The sequence below is a fragment of the Rhizobium sp. SL86 genome (assembly GCF_026672545.1).
Classification (GTDB): Bacteria; Pseudomonadota; Alphaproteobacteria; order Rhizobiales; family Rhizobiaceae; genus Neorhizobium.
Map to the genome: position 1 here is coordinate 110,957 of NZ_JAPPRJ010000006.1, position 21,487 is coordinate 132,443.

Annotated in this window: 13 protein-coding genes and 10 pseudogenes; 14 read left to right on the forward strand and 9 right to left on the reverse strand. The window is 58.0% G+C overall.

All coding sequences use genetic code 11. The annotated features are described in order from the left end of the window. Positions 1–9: 9 nt before the first annotated feature. The 4 genes and pseudogenes from OU993_RS19405 to OU993_RS19420 all read left to right on the forward strand — a co-directional run. Positions 10–216 (forward strand): annotated as a pseudogene (locus OU993_RS19405) (IS5/IS1182 family transposase); the annotation flags it as partial. 110 nt (positions 217–326) lie between these two features. After that, positions 327–1,521 (forward strand): annotated as a pseudogene (locus OU993_RS19410) (IS701 family transposase). Positions 1,522–2,291: 770 nt separating this feature from the next. Next, entirely contained in the window at positions 2,292–2,747 is a 456-nt protein-coding gene (locus OU993_RS19415) for a TadE/TadG family type IV pilus assembly protein (protein WP_268160255.1), read from the forward strand. A gap of 298 nt (positions 2,748–3,045) precedes the next feature. Then, positions 3,046–3,530 (forward strand): annotated as a pseudogene (locus tag OU993_RS19420) (IS110 family transposase); the annotation flags it as partial. A gap of 87 nt (positions 3,531–3,617) precedes the next feature. Here the strand turns inward: OU993_RS19420 and OU993_RS19425 are convergent. Beyond that, a pseudogene (locus tag OU993_RS19425) lies at positions 3,618–3,878 on the reverse strand (transposase); the annotation flags it as partial. 54 nt (positions 3,879–3,932) lie between these two features. Continuing rightward, entirely contained in the window at positions 3,933–4,652 is a 720-nt protein-coding gene (gene istB, locus OU993_RS19430) for an IS21-like element helper ATPase IstB (RefSeq protein WP_268160257.1), read from the reverse strand. Positions 4,653–4,669: 17 nt separating this feature from the next. On the opposite strand from istB (OU993_RS19430), the gene OU993_RS19435 reads away from it, so the two are divergent. The 3 genes and pseudogenes from OU993_RS19435 to hydA all read left to right on the forward strand — a co-directional run bounded on the left by OU993_RS19435 (position 4,670) and on the right by hydA (position 7,238). Beyond that, positions 4,670–5,128 carry an aspartate/glutamate racemase family protein gene (locus OU993_RS19435; RefSeq protein WP_268160259.1) on the forward strand — a complete coding sequence of 153 codons (459 nt, stop codon included), beginning with the start codon at positions 4,670–4,672 and terminating at the stop codon, positions 5,126–5,128. A 20-nt stretch (positions 5,129–5,148) separates the two neighbouring features. Further along, entirely contained in the window at positions 5,149–5,844 is a 696-nt protein-coding gene (locus OU993_RS19440) for an aspartate/glutamate racemase family protein (RefSeq protein WP_268160261.1), read from the forward strand. After that, positions 5,831–7,238 (forward strand): annotated as a pseudogene (gene hydA / locus OU993_RS19445) (dihydropyrimidinase). The gene OU993_RS19440 and the pseudogene hydA overlap by 14 nt, the downstream one beginning before the upstream one ends. Here hydA and OU993_RS28920 read toward each other — a convergent pair. The 5 genes and pseudogenes from OU993_RS28920 to OU993_RS19465 form a co-directional block, all read right to left on the reverse strand. Beyond that, positions 7,188–7,664, reverse strand: coding sequence for an NAD(P)-binding domain-containing protein (locus tag OU993_RS28920; protein ID WP_442793014.1), 477 nt, complete (start codon positions 7,662–7,664; stop codon positions 7,188–7,190). The pseudogene hydA and the gene OU993_RS28920 overlap by 51 nt on opposite strands. A 157-nt stretch (positions 7,665–7,821) precedes the next feature. Continuing rightward, positions 7,822–9,108: pseudogene (locus OU993_RS19450) on the reverse strand (ISL3 family transposase); the annotation flags it as partial. A 53-nt stretch (positions 9,109–9,161) separates the two neighbouring features. After that, complete coding sequence (locus tag OU993_RS19455; protein WP_268159800.1) at positions 9,162–10,373, reverse strand: IS256 family transposase; 1,212 nt, start codon at positions 10,371–10,373, stop codon at positions 9,162–9,164. A 131-nt stretch (positions 10,374–10,504) separates the two neighbouring features. After that, positions 10,505–10,807, reverse strand: coding sequence for a transposase family protein (locus OU993_RS19460; RefSeq protein ID WP_268160263.1), 303 nt, complete (start codon positions 10,805–10,807; stop codon positions 10,505–10,507). Positions 10,808–10,919: 112 nt separating this feature from the next. Beyond that, positions 10,920–11,846, reverse strand: a pseudogene (locus tag OU993_RS19465) (IS66 family transposase); the annotation flags it as partial. On the opposite strand from OU993_RS19465, the gene OU993_RS19470 reads away from it, so the two are divergent. Next, positions 11,845–12,393 carry a hypothetical protein gene (locus tag OU993_RS19470; protein ID WP_268160266.1) on the forward strand — a complete coding sequence of 183 codons (549 nt, stop codon included), beginning with the start codon at positions 11,845–11,847 and terminating at the stop codon, positions 12,391–12,393. The pseudogene OU993_RS19465 and the gene OU993_RS19470 sit on opposite strands and share 2 nt — an antisense overlap. A 5-nt stretch (positions 12,394–12,398) precedes the next feature. On the opposite strand, the gene OU993_RS19475 is transcribed toward OU993_RS19470, so the two are convergent. Beyond that, entirely contained in the window at positions 12,399–12,530 is a 132-nt protein-coding gene (locus OU993_RS19475) for a hypothetical protein (protein ID WP_268160267.1), read from the reverse strand. Positions 12,531–12,688: 158 nt separating this feature from the next. Here OU993_RS19475 and OU993_RS19480 point away from each other — a divergent pair. The 3 genes and pseudogenes from OU993_RS19480 to OU993_RS28925 form a co-directional block, all read left to right on the forward strand. After that, positions 12,689–13,749, forward strand: a pseudogene (locus tag OU993_RS19480) (IS630 family transposase). Positions 13,750–13,890: 141 nt separating this feature from the next. Next, positions 13,891–16,161, forward strand: a complete 2,271-nt coding sequence (locus tag OU993_RS19485; protein ID WP_268160268.1) for a methyl-accepting chemotaxis protein — start codon at positions 13,891–13,893, stop codon at positions 16,159–16,161. 1,473 nt (positions 16,162–17,634) lie between these two features. Further along, positions 17,635–18,060, forward strand: a pseudogene (locus OU993_RS28925) (GGDEF domain-containing protein); the annotation flags it as partial. A 34-nt stretch (positions 18,061–18,094) separates the two neighbouring features. Here OU993_RS28925 and OU993_RS28930 read toward each other — a convergent pair. Beyond that, positions 18,095–18,181: pseudogene (locus tag OU993_RS28930) on the reverse strand (IS6 family transposase); the annotation flags it as partial. An 833-nt stretch (positions 18,182–19,014) separates the two neighbouring features. Here OU993_RS28930 and istA point away from each other — a divergent pair. From istA to OU993_RS19505, 3 genes are read left to right on the forward strand one after another with little or no spacing between them, the layout of a single operon-like run. Further along, on the forward strand, positions 19,015–20,514 hold the full coding sequence (istA, locus tag OU993_RS19495; RefSeq protein WP_268154920.1) for an IS21 family transposase: 1,500 nt from the start codon (positions 19,015–19,017) through the stop codon (positions 20,512–20,514). Continuing rightward, positions 20,507–21,280 carry an IS21-like element helper ATPase IstB gene (gene istB, locus OU993_RS19500; protein ID WP_268154921.1) on the forward strand — a complete coding sequence of 258 codons (774 nt, stop codon included), beginning with the start codon at positions 20,507–20,509 and terminating at the stop codon, positions 21,278–21,280. Before istA ends, istB (OU993_RS19500) begins: the two co-directional genes overlap by 8 nt. Beyond that, positions 21,277–21,474 (forward strand): hypothetical protein, encoded by a 198-nt coding sequence (locus OU993_RS19505; protein WP_268155107.1) that lies wholly within the window; start codon positions 21,277–21,279, stop codon positions 21,472–21,474. Before istB (OU993_RS19500) ends, OU993_RS19505 begins: the two co-directional genes overlap by 4 nt. The last annotated feature ends 13 nt before the right edge of the window (positions 21,475–21,487 follow it).

The following is a 21,487-nucleotide window of genomic DNA, read 5'->3' on the forward strand; positions in this document are numbered from 1 at the left end:
CACTGGGACATGTTGAAGAAACCAGCTTCCGAACAGACGGCTCTCGAGATGGTGACGCTCGACAGCCTGGTGCCGAAAGATCATCTGCTTCGCAAGATCGAAGCGGTGATCGATTTCTCCTTCATTCATGATCGTGTTGCCGGCCTTTACTGCGTCGACAATGGCCGCCTGCCACTTGATCCTACCTTGATGTTTAAAGCGCTGGGCGCGGAGTACTGCGAGGCTTGATCATATCGTCCATCATCTCGGGCTTGCTTAGTACTACAGTTGTGTTTTGGGGTAAATCATGATTCCCTTCCGCTGGTTGGCGAATAGGGAGATACGCAATGTCTGTTTCATCCTGGGCGGGCGGGCTTGTCGATTGGCGGCGTACACTGACGGAAATAAAGAGGTTCATTGCCCCCCGCATTCAAGCGCATTGAGCAGAGGCAGACCGCTGGAATTTTCATCGATGGGCTTTTATCCCGCGCTGAACGTAAGACGGGCTGGATGCTGGCGGAAGAAGCCGGCCTGGATCGCCCCTATCGTATCCAGTCATTATTGGGAAGGTCCTTGTGGTCTGCGGATGAGCTCTGTGAACGTGTTCGCCATTATGTGATCGAGGCGCTGGGGGACCCTGACGGAGTTCTTGTCGTTGATGAAACGGGGTTCTTGAAGAAAGGCGATCAATCTGTCGGTGTCGCACGACAATATTCCGGGACAGCAGGTCGGATTGAGAACTGTCAGGTAGGCGTATTTGCCGGCTATGCCAGTCGTTTTGGTCATGCTCTCATCGATAGGCAACTCTACCTTCCCAAGGAATGGGCCGAAGATCCGGAGCGTCTGCAAAAAGCGAGCGTTCCGGAGGATCTTGCCTTTGCGACCAAGCCTACGATCGCGCGCATGATGATTGAACGGATTCTTGACGAGGGCGTCCCATGCGCCTTCGTGCTGGCGGATGCTCTTTATGGCTCGGACAGCAAATTCAGGAGTGCACTGGAAAGGCGCAAACAGCCTTATGTCCTCGCGGTTCGCTCGAACCATACACTGCGGATCTTTCGCGAAGAACAGCTCATCCTCACGGATACGGAAACGATGATCGATGAGTTGGATGCACAGGCATGGCAGGCACTGTCTGCGGGAGAAGGAACCAAGGGGCCGCGCCTTTATGAATGGACACGTCTGCCAATTGCCCGACCCAATGAAGATGGCTTTCAGCGCTGGCTTCTTGCGCGGCGTAGTCTGCGTAATCCAGACGCTATCGCCTACTACTTCGCAAACGCTCCTGCTGAGACGACATTGGCTGAACTTGCGGCCGCTGCCGGATTGCGCTGGACAATCGAAGAATGCTTCCTGCGCGCCAAGGATGATCTAGGTCTCGACCATTGCGAGGCGCGCTCCTGGCATGGGTGGCATCGTCATATGAGCCTGGTGATGGTTGCAGCTGCATTTCTCGTGAAGATCAGTGCTCAGCAACGCCGCCACGCATTCGGGAAATGGAACGAAACGAGTCCAGACGATCAGGTGATGGCTGTGGCGTGATCCATAGGCTCAAGCAGTCCTACACGACTACGGAAATACTGCATCTGACGGCGATGATTTTATCGCGATCGGTTTCCGTTCCACTCATCTGGCAATGGTCCCGATGGCGAAGACGCCATCAGTTGAAAGCGGCGATAGCTCATCGAAAGGGATTGCAACAACAAAAAATCCAACTGTAGTATTAGAGCGTTTCCCTTTCATATAGGATCATAGCCACATGATGTGAAGAAGTTTCGGGCCTCTTGAGGCCCGATGAGGTCGATGAGTTTCCCGATTCTGTCCCAAAGCCGTTCATCTGGAAAGCAAACCCGGACGACATCATTGCTGCCGTCAGGCGCGGGCACCAAACGTTGGAATCAATCCACTAGGTTCCAAACAGATTGGCATCGCTCAAGCTTGCATGTAAGTTTAAGAAGTAGCCGCGCCACCTACCAAAGGTTTGGTGAAATAGACGCCCAAAGCGCTTTAAATGAATTTTAAATAATATATTCGAATATTATGTTAAGCAATTTGGAAAGACAATGTTTGCTCGTTATGGCATTCATCCTTGACAGGCGGAGGCCGGATCAGGTGCTGCTTCAATGCGATGGCACCGATGATGGGACCAGCATAATTCGGGCGGAAATCCACTTGGCGAAACGCCAAGAGCTGGTTAGGCAATTCTAACAAAGTCCTTTGTGAAAACACAACAATATTTATAATCTACAATTTTAACGTAAAATTAATAGAATTCGTGATTTAATATGCTGATGATGGAGAATTGGCCTTGAATGCAGATCGCTATTCAATTTGTTGGTTCCGACATGCGCACGTCTGAAGATGCTATCCATTCTTACTTGAGAAACGGCGACGGCTCAAGCGCTGTCGAGTTTGCGCTGATACTCCCTGTCTTCGTGCTTTTCATTGCTGTAACCTTCACAGGAGGGATGTTGCTGTATGCGCATAGCACGATCAGCACCTACGCCCGCGAAGCGGCGCGCGGTCTAGCGCTCGGTTACATGACGCAGGCGGAGGCTCAGCAGTTTGCACAGCTCAATGTTTATAGTTCCCTAGGAGTTGATGTAAAAGTGTCGATCGACCCGGCCGTTGCCGATGACGAAAACGATCAGGACGTAATCGTGTCGATCTCAATCGACAAATCGGAGATCAAAAAGATCATGGTCTTCGGTGATATGATCTTTCAAGGCATAAGCGCGACCGTGACGATGCGCAGCATGCCGGATTAACCGCCCAGCGTCGATATTGATGCCGTCGAGGACCCAGCGAAGCTGCATGGTCGAAAGCGACTGATATCAACCGTCATTGATCAGAACCCTTGCGCCCATTTGCGTCTTGCGATCGACATGATCTTCCACTGTCGGTCCTGCAGGGTTCTCCAAGCATAGCAGCAGTGGTCGACGATATCGTCGTAGACCGTATGTTCGCACGGTGAAGGCAGCCCGCCTTCGTAGTAAGCAAGAAACGGCGGTCGCACCGGACGGGCCGGTGCCGAGCCCCATGCTTAAGCGAGGACGGACCGTGGACATGGATAGTGAACTTTTCATCGGACTGGATACATCGAAATTGAAGATCTCAGTGGCGGTCGCCGACGGTGGGCGGAACGGTGAGGTGAGGTTTTACGGAGACATCTCGTCGGACCCGGGATCGGTCGCCTCGATGGTGGAGAAGCTGGCGAAGCGAGCGTCTCGGTTGCATTTCTGCTACGAAGCGGGGCCGACCGGATACGAGCTGTATCGGCAGATCATTGAGCTTGGCCATGCTTGCGAGGTTGTTGCGCCATCGCTTATTCCCAGGCGATCGGGCGATCGGGCGATCGGGTCAAGACCAACCGGCGCGACGCCGTGAGCCTGGCGCGATTGCACCGGGCGGGGGAACTGACGGGAGTTTGGGTTCCAGACGAGACCCATGAGGCGATCCGCGATCTGGTCCGGGCTCGTGAGGCTGCAAACGACGCCCTGAAGAAATCCCGCCAGCAATTGCAGGCTTTCCTGCTGCGTCGCGGTCATATTTAGTTCGCCCTGAACAATTCGGAAGCCATTGAATTTGCGCGGTGTGATGGTACTGGCAAAGTATTGGTTTATACGCGTCCTCATTGATCAGAACCCATTCGCCCATTCCCTGCGTCCGATGGACATAATGCGCCAGGGCTGGCTTTCGAGTTTGCGCCAGGCATCACAGCAGTGGGCGACAATATCGTCATAGGATTTGAAGATCCGGTTTGACAACCAGTTCTCGCGCATTAAGTGCCAGAGGTTTTCGACGGGGTTGAGTTCGGGCGATTTCGGCGGCAGGGGCAGGATCGAGATGTTGCCAGGGATGACGAGATTATTGGACATGTGTGTTGGTTTCCACGCGGAACTGAGCCGGTTTTTCCACCGAGAAGTGAGCCACCTCTGAGTATGGTTTTCTGATCAGGCTTTGGTCAAGGGATTGGCCTTTTCTCCTCTCTTCTGTGCCGCTGCGGCCGAGCTGGCCTTGAAGCGGAAGCTGTCGTTTCCTGTTTCCAGGATGTGGCAACGATGGGTCAGACGATCGAGCAGAGCGGTGGTCATCTTGGCGTCGCCGAAGACGGTAGCCCATTCGCTGAAGCTGAGGTTGGTGGTGATGATGACGCTGGTGCGCTCGTAAAGCTTGCTCAACAGATGGAAGAGCAATGCCCCGCCTGACGCGCTAAACGGAAGGTATCCGAGCTCATCAAGGATCAACAGGTCGAGACGGACCAGGGCTTCGGCGATCTGACCGGCCTTGCCCTTGGCCTTCTCCTGCTCAAGAGCGTTGACCAGTTCGATGGTCGAGAAGAAGCGGACCTTTCGGCGATGATGCTCGATAGCCTGGATGCCGAGAGCGGTCGCGATATGTGTTTTGCCTGTGCCAGGGCCTCCGACCAGGACAACGTTCTGGGCTCCGTCCAGGAACTCACACCGATGCAATTGGCGCACGGTGGCTTCGTTGATTTCGCTGGCGGCGAAGTCATATCCGGAGATGTCTTTGTAGGCCGGGAAGCGAGCAGCCTTCATGTGATAGGCGATGGAGCGGACCTCGCGCTCCGCCATCTCGGCTTTCAGCAACTGGGACAGGATTGGCACGGCCGCATCGAAGGCTGGCGCTCCCTGCTCGATCAGATCCAGCATCGCTTGAACGTTTCGCCATGCTGACTTTCTCGCGCACGCTGGTTGCCTGGTACGAGGATGCAGTGGGTGTCACCGGCCTTAACCACCGCTGTGCTGCTATCCGGGTGCCGGATGTCAGCTTCCAGTCTGTCTCTACGGTGCAATATGAACTGGAGAATGAGATCGTGGCACTGGCGGAAACCACCGTCAGGGAAAACGGTGCCGACGTGCTGATCCTTGCCGGCGCGCCGCTGACCGGGCTTGCCCAGCGCATCGCGCATCGGGTGTCCGTTCCGCTCGTCGATCCGCTGGCAGCAGCCGTCAGCCAGGCACAGACGCTGGCCCGGATGAAGCCGCGTGCAGCGAGCGCCGGTCGTTTCGCCCGGCCAGGACCCAAATCCGCCGAGGGCCTGTTTCCGCCGCTGGCGGCCTGGATCGAGCACAAGCCCGCGCTTGCCTCCAGTCTGGCGGGCGCTCCTCCGCGGCTCATGTCCTGAAGCGGGCGAAAACCAAGTATATGAAGAGCCGCATTGTTCTCTTTAATCCCAACACCAGTTCAACGGTTACGGCCGACATGGTCGCCATCGCCAAGGAAAGCGCCGGCGAGTGGGCAGATATCCACGGCCATACGGCCGAATTCGGGGCACCGATCATCGTTAACGCTTGCGACCTCGAGACGGCCGGCCAGGCGGTGGATGCCTTTGCGGAGCGGATGCTCGATGCCGGCTGGCCTGCCGATGGCATCGTGATTGGTGCCTTTGGCGACCCCGGACTTGCCGCAATCCGGTCACAAGCGCCCGTGCCTGTAGTGGGCTTCGGTGAAGCCGCCATTGCCGCCGCCGCCGCCGGCGGGCGAGCGTTTTCCATCGTCACGACGACACCGCAGCTCAAATCCTCGATCCGGCAACAGGTCGAACAGTTCGGCGTCAACGAGAACCTGCGGTCGATCCGGATGACGCCGGGAGTGCCGGAAGAGGTGATGGCGGACGCGGACCGGCTGGACCGGGAACTCGTGCAATTGATTGACAAGGTGATGGCCGAGGATGGAGCGAAGGCCGTTTTGGTTGCAGGCGGTCCGCTTTCGGCTTCCGCACGCCGCTTGAGGCAGCGCTTTGCGCTACCCATCATTGATCCCGTGACGGCATCATTGAAGCGGCTGGGGCAGATGTTGCGCCAGGCGCAAAGAGAGGACATGTGTGATGACATCGTATGACACCATCATCAGTGGCGGGACGATCGTCACTCCTGCCGATCGCTACAAGGCCGACATCGGCATCAAGGAAGGGCGGATCACGACGATTGCCGCGGAATTGAGTGGTGCCGGAACGGTGATCGATGCGGCAGGCCTGCTGGTCCTGCCTGGCGGGATAGACAGCCATGTGCATCTGTCGCAGCCTTCGTCCGATGCCTCTGTCATGGCCGACGATTTTGAAAGCGGAACCCGCGCGGCCGCCGCCGGCGGCACGACATCCGTTCTTCCCTTCGCGTTGCAGAAGAAGGGGCAGTCGCTACGTGAGGCGGTGGCCGCCTATCATGCCGAAGCCGAGGGCAAATGCCATGTCGATGTGAGCTTTCACCTTATCATCTCGGATCCGACGCCTCAGGTTCTGGGGCAGGAACTGCCTGCCCTGATCGAGGCCGGGTATCGTTCGTTCAAGGTCTTCATGACCTATAACGATCTGGTGCTGAACGATCGGCAACTGCTGGAGGTCTTTGCCGTTGCAGGCATGCATGGCGCAACCGTCATGGTTCACGCCGAAGGATATGATGCCATCCGCTTCCTGTCGGAAAAGCTCGAACGGGAAGGCCATGTCGCGCCCTATTATCACGCAATCTCTCGGCCGGAGATCGTTGAGCGGGAGGCAACACACCGGGCAATCAGTCATGCTGAGATCACCGGCATCCCGATCGTCATCGTGCATGTGTCGGGCCGCGAAGCTCTAGAGCAGATCCGATGGGCGCGCGCACGCGGTTTGAAGGTGACGGCGGAAACCTGCCCGCAATACATCACGCTGACGGCGGAGGATCTGCACGATCTCAACATGGATTTTGACGGCGCAAAATATGTGTGCTCGACGCCGCCACGCGATGCTGCCAGCCAAGCCGCTATATGGCAGGGCCTGACAGATGGTACGCTGGAATTGTTCTCATCCGACCACTGCCCGTTCTTCTTTCAGGATGCGCAAGGTCGCGGCAAGGACACGCCCAAGGCTCGAACCTCCTTCCGCTGGGTTCCGAACGGCATTCCAGGCGTCGAGACGCGCCTGCCGATCCTGTTCTCAGAAGGCGTCAGCAAGGGGCGCATTAGCCTTGAGACCTTTGTTGCCCTGACCGCGACCAATCATGCAAAAACCTATGGCCTCTACCCCCGCAAGGGAACGATTGCCATCGGCAGCGATGCCGATTTGGTTCTGTGGGACGCCAGACACCAGGAAACCATCCGACAGGCGAACCTGCATCATGGAAGCGAACACACCTTGGGAAGGTTTCAAGGTTACCGGCTGGCCGGTTGCGACGATCCTGCGGGGCGAGTTGATCATGAAAGACGGCCATATATTAAATCGCCCCGGCGACGGTCGTTATCTCAGCCGAACGGTGGAGGTGTAAGGGGGCGGTTATCGGACTTGCGTAGGTGCTGGCCTTGCGTCGAACATAATGTGCTCCCGCCGCGTCAATCACCGATGCTGCCTTGACCTTCGTTTCGGGCGCGCAGGAGTTTCCGTCCAGCCATAGACTGCCCGGTTCGAGATGGGGGGCGCATGCGATGGCAGCCGCAAGCGCTTCGTCTGCCGTCACCAGCCAAATCACGAGACCGGCACCCGCGAGAGCCGATTTGGCATGATCGCGTGGCTCGACCCCGGCTTCCTCGCACCGAGCGTGGATGAGGTAACGCCTTTCGGGGTTTCCCAGTCCGCGATCATAGGTGCGAAGGCCGGACCGGCCGTTGTGGCGCCAGCTCCCCGCGATGACATGTGCGGCCTCGCCAAATCCGATCATGGCGATGTCTGGAAAGGCCGTCGAGTACTCCATCATTTCATCCTCCTGGCAGGCAATTCAACTTGGCAAATCCGACGTTCGAATTTCATCCGTTATAGCTCCAGCTTATGGGTTTTCGCTGCCTTTCGATTTGATCTCGACTGTTGATTGCCATTGAGAACTGGCTCTGACGCACTTTTGCTGACGTCAGATCCTACAATGCACCGATCAATCGTGCCTGCAGCAGATCGAGTTTGGCTCGCCCGTACATTTGGCGTTTGATAAGCTTCAATCGTGTGATCTGACCTTCCGTTTGTCCGTTCGACCATGGTGAGATGATTGCGTTTCTCACGGCGTCGAGGTCTTTTTCAACGCCACCGGCAAACGAGCCGATCAGGCTGCCCTTCGCAGTTTCAAGCCAATCATCGAGCTTCCGTGCGGTCTTGGAGCGGATCATGGATTGGAAGTCACCAATGGCCCTGCGGGCAACTATCAGTTCCGGAACGTTCACTTCGATAGCTGCCACCAGGATCGCTTCGGATTTTGCGAGGTCGTCGCGTGCGGTTGTCATCAGCCGGGCGATGACCCGTGCCGATGGCGTTCGCGCAAGCCCGCTCTGGTTGGCCTTCTCCGCAAGACGCCGCCGCTGTGCCCATTGCGAGACGACCCCGCTCTGGCCCGGAAAGCCCTTCGCTTTCATCTCTCGCCAGAGCGCCAATGCGTTTCTTGCGCCTTCGTCCCAGCGGCTGTTGAGCCACGGCAGCCAGCTATCCAGTGAACTGGGCCGTGTTCGAAAGACATCGAGGCGCTGGCCCCTCAAAACATCGCGGACAATCTTCCGGCTATGGCCGGTTTGCCGGACAATCTGTCGAATTGACGCTCCCTTCTTCGACAGCTCTCGGATCGCCTCGTTCGTCTCCTGGCGGCGCAGATACCCCTCGTACTGCAGTTTCTCAGCGTAGGTTAAAAGCTTGGGATCGACGACATTGCTGCCGACCGCCTGCCTGATCTGGCGCATCGTCTTGCCGACTGCATCGAGAAACGCCCGGCTGGAGTTTTCCATCAGGTGCCAACGATCAGCGACCTGCTCAGCATCAGGCAAGGCCTTGGCGATGGCCTCACCATAGCCACCGCCTCGGTCGCGAGCGACGATTGATATCGACGGATGCTCAGCAAGCCATGTCCTAGACGTGTCCAGCGCACGGTCCGGCAACAGGGTGACAGGCCTCCGCCGCTCCAGATCGCAAACGATCGTTCCGTAGGTCTGGCCGCGCCTGAAGGCAAAATCATCAATTCCTATGACGTTAAGTTCATGGTTTTGATCCTCGATCCGTCGACGGACCACCCGGAGCAACGTGTCGTTGCTCACCGGGACCATCAAACGATTGGCGAAGGCCGCAGCAGGTCTGCCGCCGAGCGCCAAGCCAAGGTGGTGGACAATTGTCTCTAGCCGCTGGGTCCGCCGACCATAACGAGCCAGCACGCTGTCATCGAACTGTTCGATAGCGTCCGTCAATCTGGTGTAAATTCGGGCGCTGGACCGGGCCGTCATGATCAGGCGGCTTTTGGTGTCATCTGAAGGGGCTTTTCCTCCTCAATTCTTGGTGTGTTGAGCTCTGCCATGCCCTCGATCTGCATGTAGCGGTGCTGAAGCTGCCATTCGTCGTTGGCTTCGAGGAGCACGGCTCCGATGAGCCGGACAATGCTGTCCTCGTTGGGAAAGATGCCGACGACATCAGCGCGGCGCTTCACTTCCTTGTTCAAGCGCTCCAGAGGGTTCGTGCTGTGGAGCTTGGTGCGATGCTGGGACGGGAACGCCATGTAGGCAAGTACGTCAGTCTCTGCATCGTCCATGAAGGCTCCGAGCTTCGGCCATCTGGCGCGGAGCTGGTCAGCGACATGCCGCCAGGTCTGAACGGCTCCGTCATGGTCAGGCTGGATGAAGGCTTGGCGGATCGCGGCGGCCACCATGGTGTGCTGTCCCTTGGGCACATAGGCGAGTGCATTGCGCATGGCGTGAACCCGGCATCTCTGCCACGTCGCGCCGAGCACACGGGTGATGGCGGCCTTCAATCCCTCATGAGCATCGGAGATGACGAGCTTGACGCCCGTCAGCCCTCGGCGCACCAGATCACGCAGGAAGCTCGTCCAGAACGGTTCGGCTTCGGAAGGGCCGATATGCAGGCCGACGATTTCCCGCTTGCCGTCCGTGTCGACAGCCACCGCGATTATTGCCGCGACAGAGACGATGCGTCCGCCTTCGCGCATCTTCAGATAGGTCGCATCTAGCCAGAGATACGGCCAGGCGCCGGAAAGTGGGCGTCTGAGGAAGGCGTTCACACGCTCATCGATATCCTTGCACAGCTTGGAAACGGAGGATTTGGAGATACCGGTCATCCCCATGGCCTGCACCAGCTCATCGACCTTGCGGGTCGATACACCATTGATCCAGGCTTCTTGAATGACGGCCACCAGCGCCTTCTCCACCGTCTTCCTCGGCTCCAGAAAGCCGGGAAAATAGCTGCCGGAGCGCATCTTCGGGATCTTCAGGTTCAAGGTGCCGAGCCGCGTGTCGAGCGTCCGGTCGCGATAGCCGTTGCGCCAGGTCTGGCGGCTTTCGCCACGCTCGTAGCGTCCGGCTCCGATCAGGCCGTCCACATCGGCCTCCATGATCATTTGCAGCACGCTTTCGGCAATCAATCGAAGAAAATCCGGATCGCCGCTCTTCGCGGCAAGCTCGGCAAGAGGTAATCTGTCGTCGGTCATCGGGTCTTCCTTTCGGTCAGGTTGAAGTCTCGCAACTCCACCTTCTCCGACGGGCCCGGTGCCCACCTGACGTCTCGCGGAAAACCAAAGCGAAATCTCCACCGCTTTCTCCACGAAAATCGCCCCCGAAATTACACCAGCTGCGCGGACGTTATCAACTGTTCGCAGAAGATGCGCCGTCCGCACAGGACAGCATCGCACCATAATCGACGCGCCACGATCGTCAACTCTACTCGCCGACCGCCAAGAGGCAGATCAGCGGGGCGCCGCATATATCTGCTTTGAACCCTCCGGCTTGGCCGCCCGCAGCCTGGACAAGTTGATGAGGGATAGCGTGATCGAAGCCAAACTTGGACGCGATCCCCGACAACCTTCACTTCATCTGCTACAAACCCGGGCGGCGTGAGACCGGTGCGCTGAAATCGATGCTGCATTGCTGATCCTCCGGTGATTCAGCAAAAGCATGGTCGGCAACAGCAGCAAATGTGAGTCAGAGCCAATTATCGGTGGAAACGCTGGGTCAGTTCTCAGTGGCAATCAACACACCTGCCGGTCTTCGAGAAAAGCGGAGGCGGCATCGTTGAGGATATAGTCCTGATAGCTGCCGCGCAGCAGGGCCAGGAAGTTCAGTCGCGACTTCGAAGACGTCGTGCGAAAGGCGGTGAAATGCTCGCCGCCAATATGCGTCGTATGAAAATTGCGGTTGGCGTGACGGGCACCGGTGTCGTCGACCGTCACAAAGGGCGCCGAGACGAGGCCGGCGTGGAGGACGGCAGCATCCTCGGCGTGGAAACCGTCCAGCCTCTCTGTCAGGAACCGCACCACCTGGCGTTTGGAGATCTCGACACCAACGTCGTTGAGCAACGTCGTCATTCGCTGCGTGGTGACCTGGCCATGCGCATGCAGCATCAGACAAAACCGCCGCAGATTGGGCCCAAAGCCACCTCGTATCCCCGCAGGCAACGGCGCGATGATGGTGTCTCCCTCCGGCGTCACCCAGCATTCCCGACGATAACGAACCACCTCGACCCTGAGCACCAGATCCCGGACGAAGCAGTCCTTGTAGCCCTTGAAGCGCGATCCAACCGGCACGCTGAAAGGCAGCACCTCTTCACGCGTCACCCGCTTCGTGTCGTTCTTCGGCCCTCGCGGCCGGGGTGCCGGATCCTTGCCGGTGGGCGGCTTGTCACCCGTTGCCTTTTCCATACCCGAGGGTCTGAAGGGCGGGCGCGGCGGCAGGTTTTTCAGCCGCGCAATCTCGTCGCACAGAAGCTGGTTGTCGACCTTCAGCCGGGTGTTCTCGAGCCTGAGCTGATCGTTCTCATCCCGCAGCCTTTGGTTTTCAGCTTCGAGCTTCTCAATCCGGGCGTCTGCCTGATCAGCCCGCTCCACCAGACCGGTCACGAGCTCTCGCAGCGCTTTCAGCGAAAGCGTGTCGGCATACTCAACCATGGGAAGGTGCCGCTTCGTCATGAAAGAAGAATCTCATGATTTGCAGAAAACAGGAATCCCTGATGCCACCGGATTTGCTCCAGGTACCTGCTGCGGGGTAAGCGGGGCTGATTGGGTGGCAGTGCCCGAAAGCAAGCCGATCCATCGGCAGCTGGTTGTCTGCCGAAGTGGCGATTGGCATGGTGTTGTTGACGATCAACAGGACAGTGGGCCGGAGCAAATGCGGCAAATCGATATCGACAGCCTTGACGAGGCAACCCTCACCGAACTCAAAGCGCGCATCGTCGAGCGTCTGCAGTATTCGCATCACCAGCGAACCACCGCAGCCCTTCAAGAAATCAGGGTCGGAAGCGGCGTTGAGTTTGAAGGCCCTGGCGGAGTTCTGGTTCGTGGTGTCGTCATCTGCCGCAACAAGAATACGGTGACGGTGCATGCCGATGATAACCGTCAATGGAATGTATCGCCGACCCTGCTGAAACCCACCGGCGTCCACGTGCTCGACACCGCGGCTCAGATCCAGTCCGACGACGGCAAGGTCGTGTCCTTCCCAAAGCCAGAGCGTCGGTGATGCGCTCAGGACCTGGCAGCGATCATGGTGGCAAGTGGAGGAATGGCTGGGTGCGATGTGCCGATCCCCAGCCGATCGCCGAGATAGTGCCAGAACGACAGGCCGAGCTTCTGGCAGGTCTTCGAAAGGCCCTGCATGCTGTCACATGCCGCCAACAATCCCCTCGTTGCGACAGCTCATAGCCGTAACAGAAGCCAAAACCGCATGAACTGATACGGCGTCTTTCTGATGCCGACTCTTTTGGCTTCCCAAAGCGCGATGAATCTGAATCTCTGGTGCAAACCGGAGGTTTCGGATGCGAACAGGAATTTCATTGCGGCCAGATTTTGATGCTGAAGGTCTTCGACGTCTGGCGCGTCAGAGCAAGCATGCGGGTCAGGCGCGCCGTCTTTTGGCACTCGCCGCGATCTATGACGGAGGCTCGCGTTCGGATGCGGCGCGGCTAGGCAATGTCACGCTCCAGATCGTGCGCGACTGGGTCCTGCGGTTCAACGAACGTGGTCCTGAAGGACTGATCGACGGCAAGGCTCCTGGCCCCAAGTCACTGTTGAACGATGTTCAGCGGGCGGCCCTGGCAAAAGCCATTGAACGGGGGCCGACGCCTTATCTTGACGGTGTCGTCCGATGGCGTCTGTGCGATCTGGTCCAATGGCTGTGGGCGGAGTTCCGTGTCTCGGTGAGCGAACAGACGCTCAGCCGGGAGGTGCGCGCCATGGGTTACCGCAAGCTCGCTGCCCGCCCGAAGCATCATGCGCAGGACCCTCAAGCCATTGAGGAATTTAAAAAAACTTTCCCGCCGAAGTGGCAGAAATCGCCGGCGGGGCCGCTCAAGGAAAACGCATAGAGATTTGGTATCAAGATGAAGCCCGGATCGGTCAGAAGAACAAGATTACCCGTCGTTGGGCAAAGCGAGGCTCAAGGCCATCCGCTCCACACGACCAGCGAACCTGCTCGGCCTACATCTTCGGTGCCATCTGCCCCAAGCAGGCCAAAGCGGCGGCGTTGGTCATGCCATGGTGCGACACCTACGCGATGACGCAGCACCTGGCAGAAATCTCCCGACACGTGGCCGATGACGCGCATGCCATCCTCATCATGGACCAGGCGGGATAGCACATGTCGAACCACCTTGTCGTGCCCACCAACATCTCGATCTTGCCACTGCCGCCGAAGTCGCCGGAGCTCAACCCGGTTGAGAACCTCTGGCTATTCATGCGCGAGAACTGGCTCTCCAACCGCGTCTTCAAATCCTACGACGATATTGTCGCTCACTGCTGCGATGCTTGGCGAAAGCTCGAAAGCCAGCCTTGGCGCATCATGTCCATAGGGCGAAGAGAATGGGCAAATGGGTTCTAGTCAGTGAGGATGCGTATGATACATTGGCAACACGATCAGGCCGCACAAAACCAACGCCTTCCGAGTTGTTGACAGCGGACGAATTAAATATTCGTCAAATAAATAATGCTAAATCTAGTTCCGCAAACTAGGAAGCTTCAGATGAAAATCTCGCTGATAATTGGAATAGGAACAGCCATCGCAGTGGGCGTCTGTAGCCTGGTGGCTGGACGGTTCATCTATCAAGATACCGTTGCATACCGCAATATAGCCACAGCAGAGCAGGCAACCCATGTTGCATTTGGTATTTTCAAGTATTCGACCAGGATGTCGCTGGAGCGTGGCCCCACCAACGGTGCAATGGGAGCACCGCTGCCTTTGCCTGAACCTCAGAAAAAGGCGCTTGACGCCGCTCGTGCATCGACAAACGACGCGGTAGCCGCTGCAAGAAGCTCCGTAGAAGGTCTTGTTCCATTGCATGCAGAAGCGATCAGGTCATCGCTCTCGAATGCTTCCGCGCAGTTCGACGAGAGCCGGGTCAAGGCTGATCAACTGCTCGGTCGTCCGAAGGGCGATCGCAGTGGCGCCAGTGTCACCGAAGTGGTCGATGGCCTTATTGCAGCGATTCCGCACCTCAACACTGGTCTGAACGCAACCGAGGCGATTATCGCCGAGGGCGATCCGAAGGTGCTTTCTTGGATCACGATCGGTCGCAGCGCAACGGAACTGCGGGACTATGCGGGTCAGATCGGTTCTGTTTTTACAGCTGCGCTAGCAGCAAATCGGCCGTTAAACGCTGCCGAACAGGCACGTTATGAACGGCTGCTTGGGCGCACAGACGCCCTCCTGCAACAGATTACTCTGGCAAAAGACAAGTTGGGCGGCGATCCTGAATTGGCCGCTGCTTTTGATCAAATTCAAGCGCGCTATCTGAGCCTTGGCCGCAACATGGCTGCTGAGATTATCGACAAGGCGCGCAATGATCAGGCCGCCAACATCAGTCCGGCTGATTTCGCCAAACTCTATGTACCGGAAATGGCCTCCATTGTCGATTTCCGCGATAGGGTCATGGAGCGTGCTTTGGACGTGTTATCCACTTCCGTTCGTGAAATGTACGCCAATCTCTTGCTGAAGATTGGCGTTGCTGTTCTGCTTGTTTCGATGGTGTCGTCGATAGCCGTCGTGTTCCGCATGCGAGTGTCGCAACCGATCGGGCGGCTGACTGCATGTATGCGTGCTCTTGCGGACGGCGATCACCACGTCGACATCCCGGTTTCTCGCAAGCATGACGAGATTACAGAAATGACCCACGCTGTCGAAATTTTCCGACAGGCCGCGATTCGCAACAGTGAGTTGGAAGCGGAAGCCGAAGTCAGCCGCCGTCGAGCCGAAGCTGAGCGCGAGGCTGTTCAGCGGAAGGCCGAGGAGGAGGCGGAGGCACGCTTGATCCAGGCGACAAGTTCTTTGGCCGCAGGTTTGCGCGCGCTGGCGTCCGGCAATATGCTGTGTGAAATTCAAACAGAGTTCGATCCGAAATTCGAAGCCCTGCGGACTGACTTCAACTCTTCGGTTCGACAGCTTCGTGAGGCGCTTCTCGCTGTGCAAGGAGCGGTTTCTAATGTCGCAGGCGGTTCAACTGAAATATCCAGCGCTTCTGATGATCTCGCCAAACGTACGGAGCAGCAGGCAGCTTCGCTAGAAGAGACAGCCGCAGCACTCGATCAGGTGACCGTCAACATCAAGAACACGTCGAACCGAGCCAACGAAGCGCGCCAGGTAGTCCGGAAAGCCCGACACCGCGCAGAGCATTCCAGTACTGTCGTGAACAATGCCGTGTCCGCCATGGGTCGAATTGAACAGGCTTCACATCAGATCAACCAGACTATTGGTGTTATCGATGAAATCGCATTTCAGACCAACTTGCTCGCACTGAATGCGGGCGTTGAGGCAGCGCGAGCTGGAGAAGCAGGAAAGGGTTTCGCGGTGGTCGCACAGGAGGTGCGTGAACTCGCTCAACGGTCTGCGAAAGCTGCGAAAGAGATCAAGGACCTGATTGGGAATTCTACAGTGGCGGTCAGCGAAGGCGTCAAACTCGTAGATAATACCGGCGAGGACCTGAGGGAAATCTCGGAAATGGTCCTGATCATCGATACCCACATGGATGCCATCGCTGTTGCCGCGCATGAGCAGTCCACTGGCATGCATGAGATCAACACTGCAGTGAACTCTATGGATCAAGCGACCCAGAGAAATGCCGCTATGGTGGAGGAGATGAATGCGGCCAGTGCCGGTCTCGCAGACGAGGGCGAAAAACTGTCTGCTCTCCTGAAGCAGTTCCAGATAGACAGGACGGGAATCAGACAGCCAACTTCGGCCCTTGAACCGAGCGGACGGACGGCACATCGAGGGCAGCTTCAGGTTGTCAATCGATAATCATTGTTGCCGCCTTCCGCTAAGGACAAGGCGAATCCTCCTGACCAACAAGGCCGTCACCTCGCTCAACGCGACCTGCTTGCGGATACGCCAGCAGGTCGCGTTATCCAGCATGGTCTGTCAACAAACTTTGCAGACTGCATCCACTCGGTGTCAACAAGACGGACATGAGAAACATGTGGCTGCAATCAAAGACAGCCTATGTGTCGGCTGTAACAGGTAAACCATATGCGCCAAGTGCTTCCCATGGCCTTGACTGAATCGTTTCGGCGGATTGTCTCCGGTAGAAAGTGGCTCGCGACAGGCAGAATTGGACCCAGCCTGTTGGTCTATTCAGCGTTTGCCGTCATATGCACGCTTATCCTTTCCGTCTCCGCTATATCCCGAGCAGCCTCGTCGGCCAGTACGGCAAGCATGAATGCCGAGCAGATCCGCATCTTGGCAGTCGTGCTTGATGCAGCCAACGCCATCTCGGCAGAGCGGGGACCCGCTAATGTCTACATGGCAGGACAATCCAACGATGGAAGTCCGTCAGCAGACCGCTGGGCTGCGGCTCAAGCGACTACCGATGCCGCCTTGCGGGCCGCGGCACAGGTCGGGGTACCAGCGAACTCACTCGCCGCCGTGCACTCACAGTTGTCCGTCAGCCGAAAGGCTGTCACCAGCGCCGCGCAAAAACCTATGGATACTCGCCGCTCCGACGAAATCCAGTTTGCGATCGACGAGATGTTTATGGCGTGGGACACTTATCAAACGGAGATCCTCGTTCCTACGGCCTTTGAAATCTCATCGCGTGCTCCGGAAACCAATTCCTCAGTCCTGAGGGCTACTACTCTTAACGACATCCGGGACAAGGCGGGTCGTATCGGATCGTACCTGATTGGCGCCATGGCCACACAGGAGAAGCTCAGCGACGTCAACCTTGAGAAGATCCGCCTACTGCGCCATCAACTGGACCTTTACTCGCGCGCCTTGGCACCAGCTATGCTCCACGCCACTAGCGATTTTTCTGTTCGGCAGAAGGTGTTTCATGGACCGGAGCATTTTTTCGCCCTCGCAATTCAGCTGGTGGACAGTGAGATCGCCCAAAGTGTGGAGAAAGGCCGATTTGCAATGGACGTGGAGGGCTTTACTGCCCGCTATGCCGGACTTCTTGAGCCTCTGAGCGAGTTGCGAAACGCGGATCTGGCACTAACGGTTGCCACCTATGATGCCGACAAGAGGCAAGCACATCAGGCACTTCTACGTGACAGCATCATCACTCTGGCTTTGCTCGCGCTTCTGCTCGGATTATTCTTCAACCTGAGAACTCGGCTGCTACGACCGCTTTTGCTTGGTGTTGAGGATGTGGTCGCCTTGTCCCAGGGACGCAGGGTTCAGACACGATTGCATCAGACCCAATTCGATGAGGTAGCCGACCTTTTTAAGGCGATTTCAGTTCTGAGGGAAAAGATCGAGGAACGAGCCGAGCTGATGCGGCAGGTGGAGCAATCTGCCAAAACAGACCAATTGACTGGCGTGTTGAACCGGCGCGGGTTTGAACAGCACTGCCGGGATATGTGTCCCGACGATCTATCCCCGCTAATCTTAATTGACATCGATCACTTCAAGGCAGTCAACGATCAATATGGCCACCCTGTCGGCGATCAAGTCCTGCGCCAGTTTGCCCAGACGATGGTTCAGATTGCAGGAGAGGATGTAATCGTCGGTCGCCTTGGCGGAGAAGAGTTTGCCATCATGTGCAAAAACCGGACCGCAGGCAGCGCTGTTCGTTTGGCGCGAAACCTCAAGAAGCGGTTCGAGCGCTATCCCCTTGACGTCGATGAACACCAAAGACTGAGGATCACGGCAAGTTTTGGTGTTTCGACCGACGTCGGCTTGGCTCTTTCCGCAGCGATGAAATGCGCAGATGAAGCGCTGTATCGGGCCAAGAGAGATGGGCGTAACCGAGTGCGAATCTCACGATCAGCCACGCCTCGAAATGCCTGCCTTTGACATAATCCCTCGACTGGCGCTTCAGCGTCTCGCTGTCGGTGGCTGTTGAGAACCGCGCATATTTGGTGCCGAGACGGGATTACGGCGAATCTGGACGCGGCGGACAGGGCCCTGAGATTATTGCAAAGGTTTTGATGGGGGAGATGAGCGCGGGATGTGGCGTCAGGAGCCCGGAGGGCGACTGAGGCACATCCCGCGCTGCGTCCGTCAATGATAGACTGGCGGAGCGCCGCAAACAGACATCGACCAAAGCTACCAGGCCAATTCGATGTCCAATCCCTCAGGCATCTGTGAGATGACGTGGCTGTCATCACGCAGGACTGCCGACTGGTTCACGGTGAGCGTCATTATAATGGTATTGGCGCATTCCGTCGAGCTTCTCCGATCAATCCCGACGGCGCTTCGAAAGGTGCGCCGCCGCGATGCAAACTGCTCGTTTCTTCCTCTGCGGGCGGTGTCGCGCGCAGGTTCTGCTTTGCCGCCATTGCGATCGGGGTCAGCGCTATTGCGGTTCTGCCTGCGCCCATGCGGCGCGCCGTGACAGCCTGCGGGCAGCCGGACGGCGCTACCAGAGCACCCGGCCGGGGCGCTTTGCCCATGCCGATCGCTCCCGCCGATATCGGCAGGCTCGCAAAAACGTGACGCATCACTCTCCACCCGTCGTTCCAGAGGGTTCACGACTGAAGGCGTCCACAAACGGCGGCATCGTTGCACCGGGCGATGGCACCGCTGGCGTGGTGTCATCGATCGAGCCGTGGTGCCGGCGCTGCGGCAGCTCTGTGCCGCTGTTCTTTCGCCGCGGCTTCGTGCGTCGCCGGGGGACACACGTGCGTCCATTCGACCATGGAGATCGAACCGATGACCATATCTGCCGAGAAGGAAGCGATGATCCTGCGCCTGTACCACGTTGAGAAGTGGCGCTGCGGCACGATCGCCAAGCAATTGCATTGCCATCACACCACCGTCTTCAGGGTCCTGAAGGACGCGGGCTTGCCTCGACACAGGCCGGTGATCCGCCCCGCCGAGATCGACCTGTACCTGCCGTTTATCCAGCAGACGCTGACCAAATATCCTGACCTGACGTCCAGCCGCCTTTACGGGATGGTGCAGGAGCGCGGCTATAAGGGATCGCCCGACCACTTCCGGCACATGGTGGCGCTGCACCGACCACGGAAGGCGGCGGAAGCTTATCTACGACTACGCACCCTGCCGGGTGAGCAGGGCCAGGTCGACTGGGGTCATTTTGGCCACATCGAGATCGGCAGGGCCCGCCGCCCGCTGATGGCCTTCGTCATGGTGCTATCCTACTCGCGCGACATCTATCTGCGCTTCTTCCTTGATGCCCGCATGGAAAACTTCCTGCGCGGCCATGTCGGCGCATTCAACGACTGGAACAGCCTTCCCAGAGTGCTGCTCTACGACAATCTGAAGTCCGCCGTCCTTGAACGGCAGGGCGATGCCATCCGCTTCCATCCGACATTGTTGGCCTTCGCGGCTCATTATCGCTTCGAACCCCGTCCTGTCGCGGTAGCACGGGGCAACGAGAAAGGCCGTGTCGAGCGCGCCATTCGCCACATCCGGGAAGCCTTCTTCATCGCCCGCACCTTCAAGGACCTCGACGATCTCAATGCCCAGGCCGAACACTGGTGCCGGACCCAGGCTGCCGACAGGCCATGCCCGGAGGACCGGGCAATGACGGTGCGTGAGGCGTTCTCAAAAGAACAGCCCATGCTTCTGCCCTTGCCGGCCAATCCCTATCCCGTCGAGGAGCAGGTGGCCGTGAAGGTTGGCAAGACACCCTACGTGCGCTTCGATCTGAACGATTACTCGGTCCCTCATACGCATGTCCAACGAACACTCACCGTTCGCGCCGATCTCGTCCAGGTCAGGATATTCGACGCCGCCACGATGATCGCCAGCCACCGTCGCAGCTTCGATAGGGGCCAGCAGATCGAGGATCCTCAGCACCTGAAGGCACTCGTCGCCGTCAAGCGCGAGGCACGCCAGCATCGCGGCCTCAATAGCCTGACGCGGGCCGTGCCGGCTTGTCAGAAGCTGATGATGCATGCCGCAGAACGTGGCGCCAATATCGGCGCAATCACCAACGCCATGCTGACGTTGCTCGACCTCTACGGCGCCCAGGAACTCCAGGCGGCCGTCGAAGACGCTTTGCGCGCCGGCGCCTCGCATTCCAAGGCGGTTCGATCAGTGCTCGAACGCCGCCGGATTGCGCGGGGCGCTCCGCCCCCGGTCGAAACCAGGCTGCCCGAGCATGTCCGCAAGAAGGACACGACTGTCATTCCCCACAAGCTCGACCGTTACGATCAACTCACATTGAAAGGAAACGACGATGAATAAGATCGACACCCTGTTCAATCGCGCCAGACAATTGCGCCTTTATGGCCTGACGGCCCATTGGGACGAGATCGCCACACAGGACTGGGTGCCGACCGTGATCCGGTGGGAAGAAGACGAGCGCTCCGACCGCTCGCTGCTGCGACGCATGCGCACCGCCAGGCTCGGCCACTTCAAGCAAATGGCCGACTATGACTGGAAGTGGCCGCGCCGCATCGACCGCGCCACCGTCGAGGAACTGATGACGCTGGCATTCATGAAGGATGCCACCAACATCGTCTTCATCGGTCCGAACGGCGTCGGCAAATCGACGCTCGCCCTCAACATCGCCTACCAGGCACTCATCCGGGGCCATTCGGTCCTGTTCCGCACCGCCAGCGAAATGCTCGGCGAACTCGCCGCCATCGACAGCGATTCCCTGCTGCGCCGCAAGCTTCAGTACTATGCTTCCCATGACGTCCTGCTGATCGACGAGATCGGCTACCTATCCTATTCCAACCGCCATGCCGATCTGCTCTTCGAGCTCATCAGCCGCCGATACGAGAAACGCTCGACCATCGTCACCACCAATAAACCCTTTGCGCAATGGTCGGAGGTCTTTCCGAACGCCGCGTGCGTCGTCAGCCTGGTCGATCGTCTCGTCCACCACTGCGAAGTCGTCGCGATCGAAGGAGATTCCTATCGCTTCAAGGAAGCCAACGAGCGCTCCATAGCCCAGCGTCAGCAACGCGCCAGTCACCAATCCGGCGAAACAGAGCCCGCATCATGACCGAAAAGACGCACCACTCTTCAGGTCTCAAGCGTGGCCTGCCAATCCTCATCAGTGCCGAATGGACCCCCGAGCAGGCATGGGCCGTCTTCGAACTCCTCGATGATCTGCGCGACGCCATCTGGAACCATTACGCCCCTGACATCCAGCACATGGTCCAAAACCAACAAGCTTCCGACGATAATCAAGATTAGCAACACTGAAGGC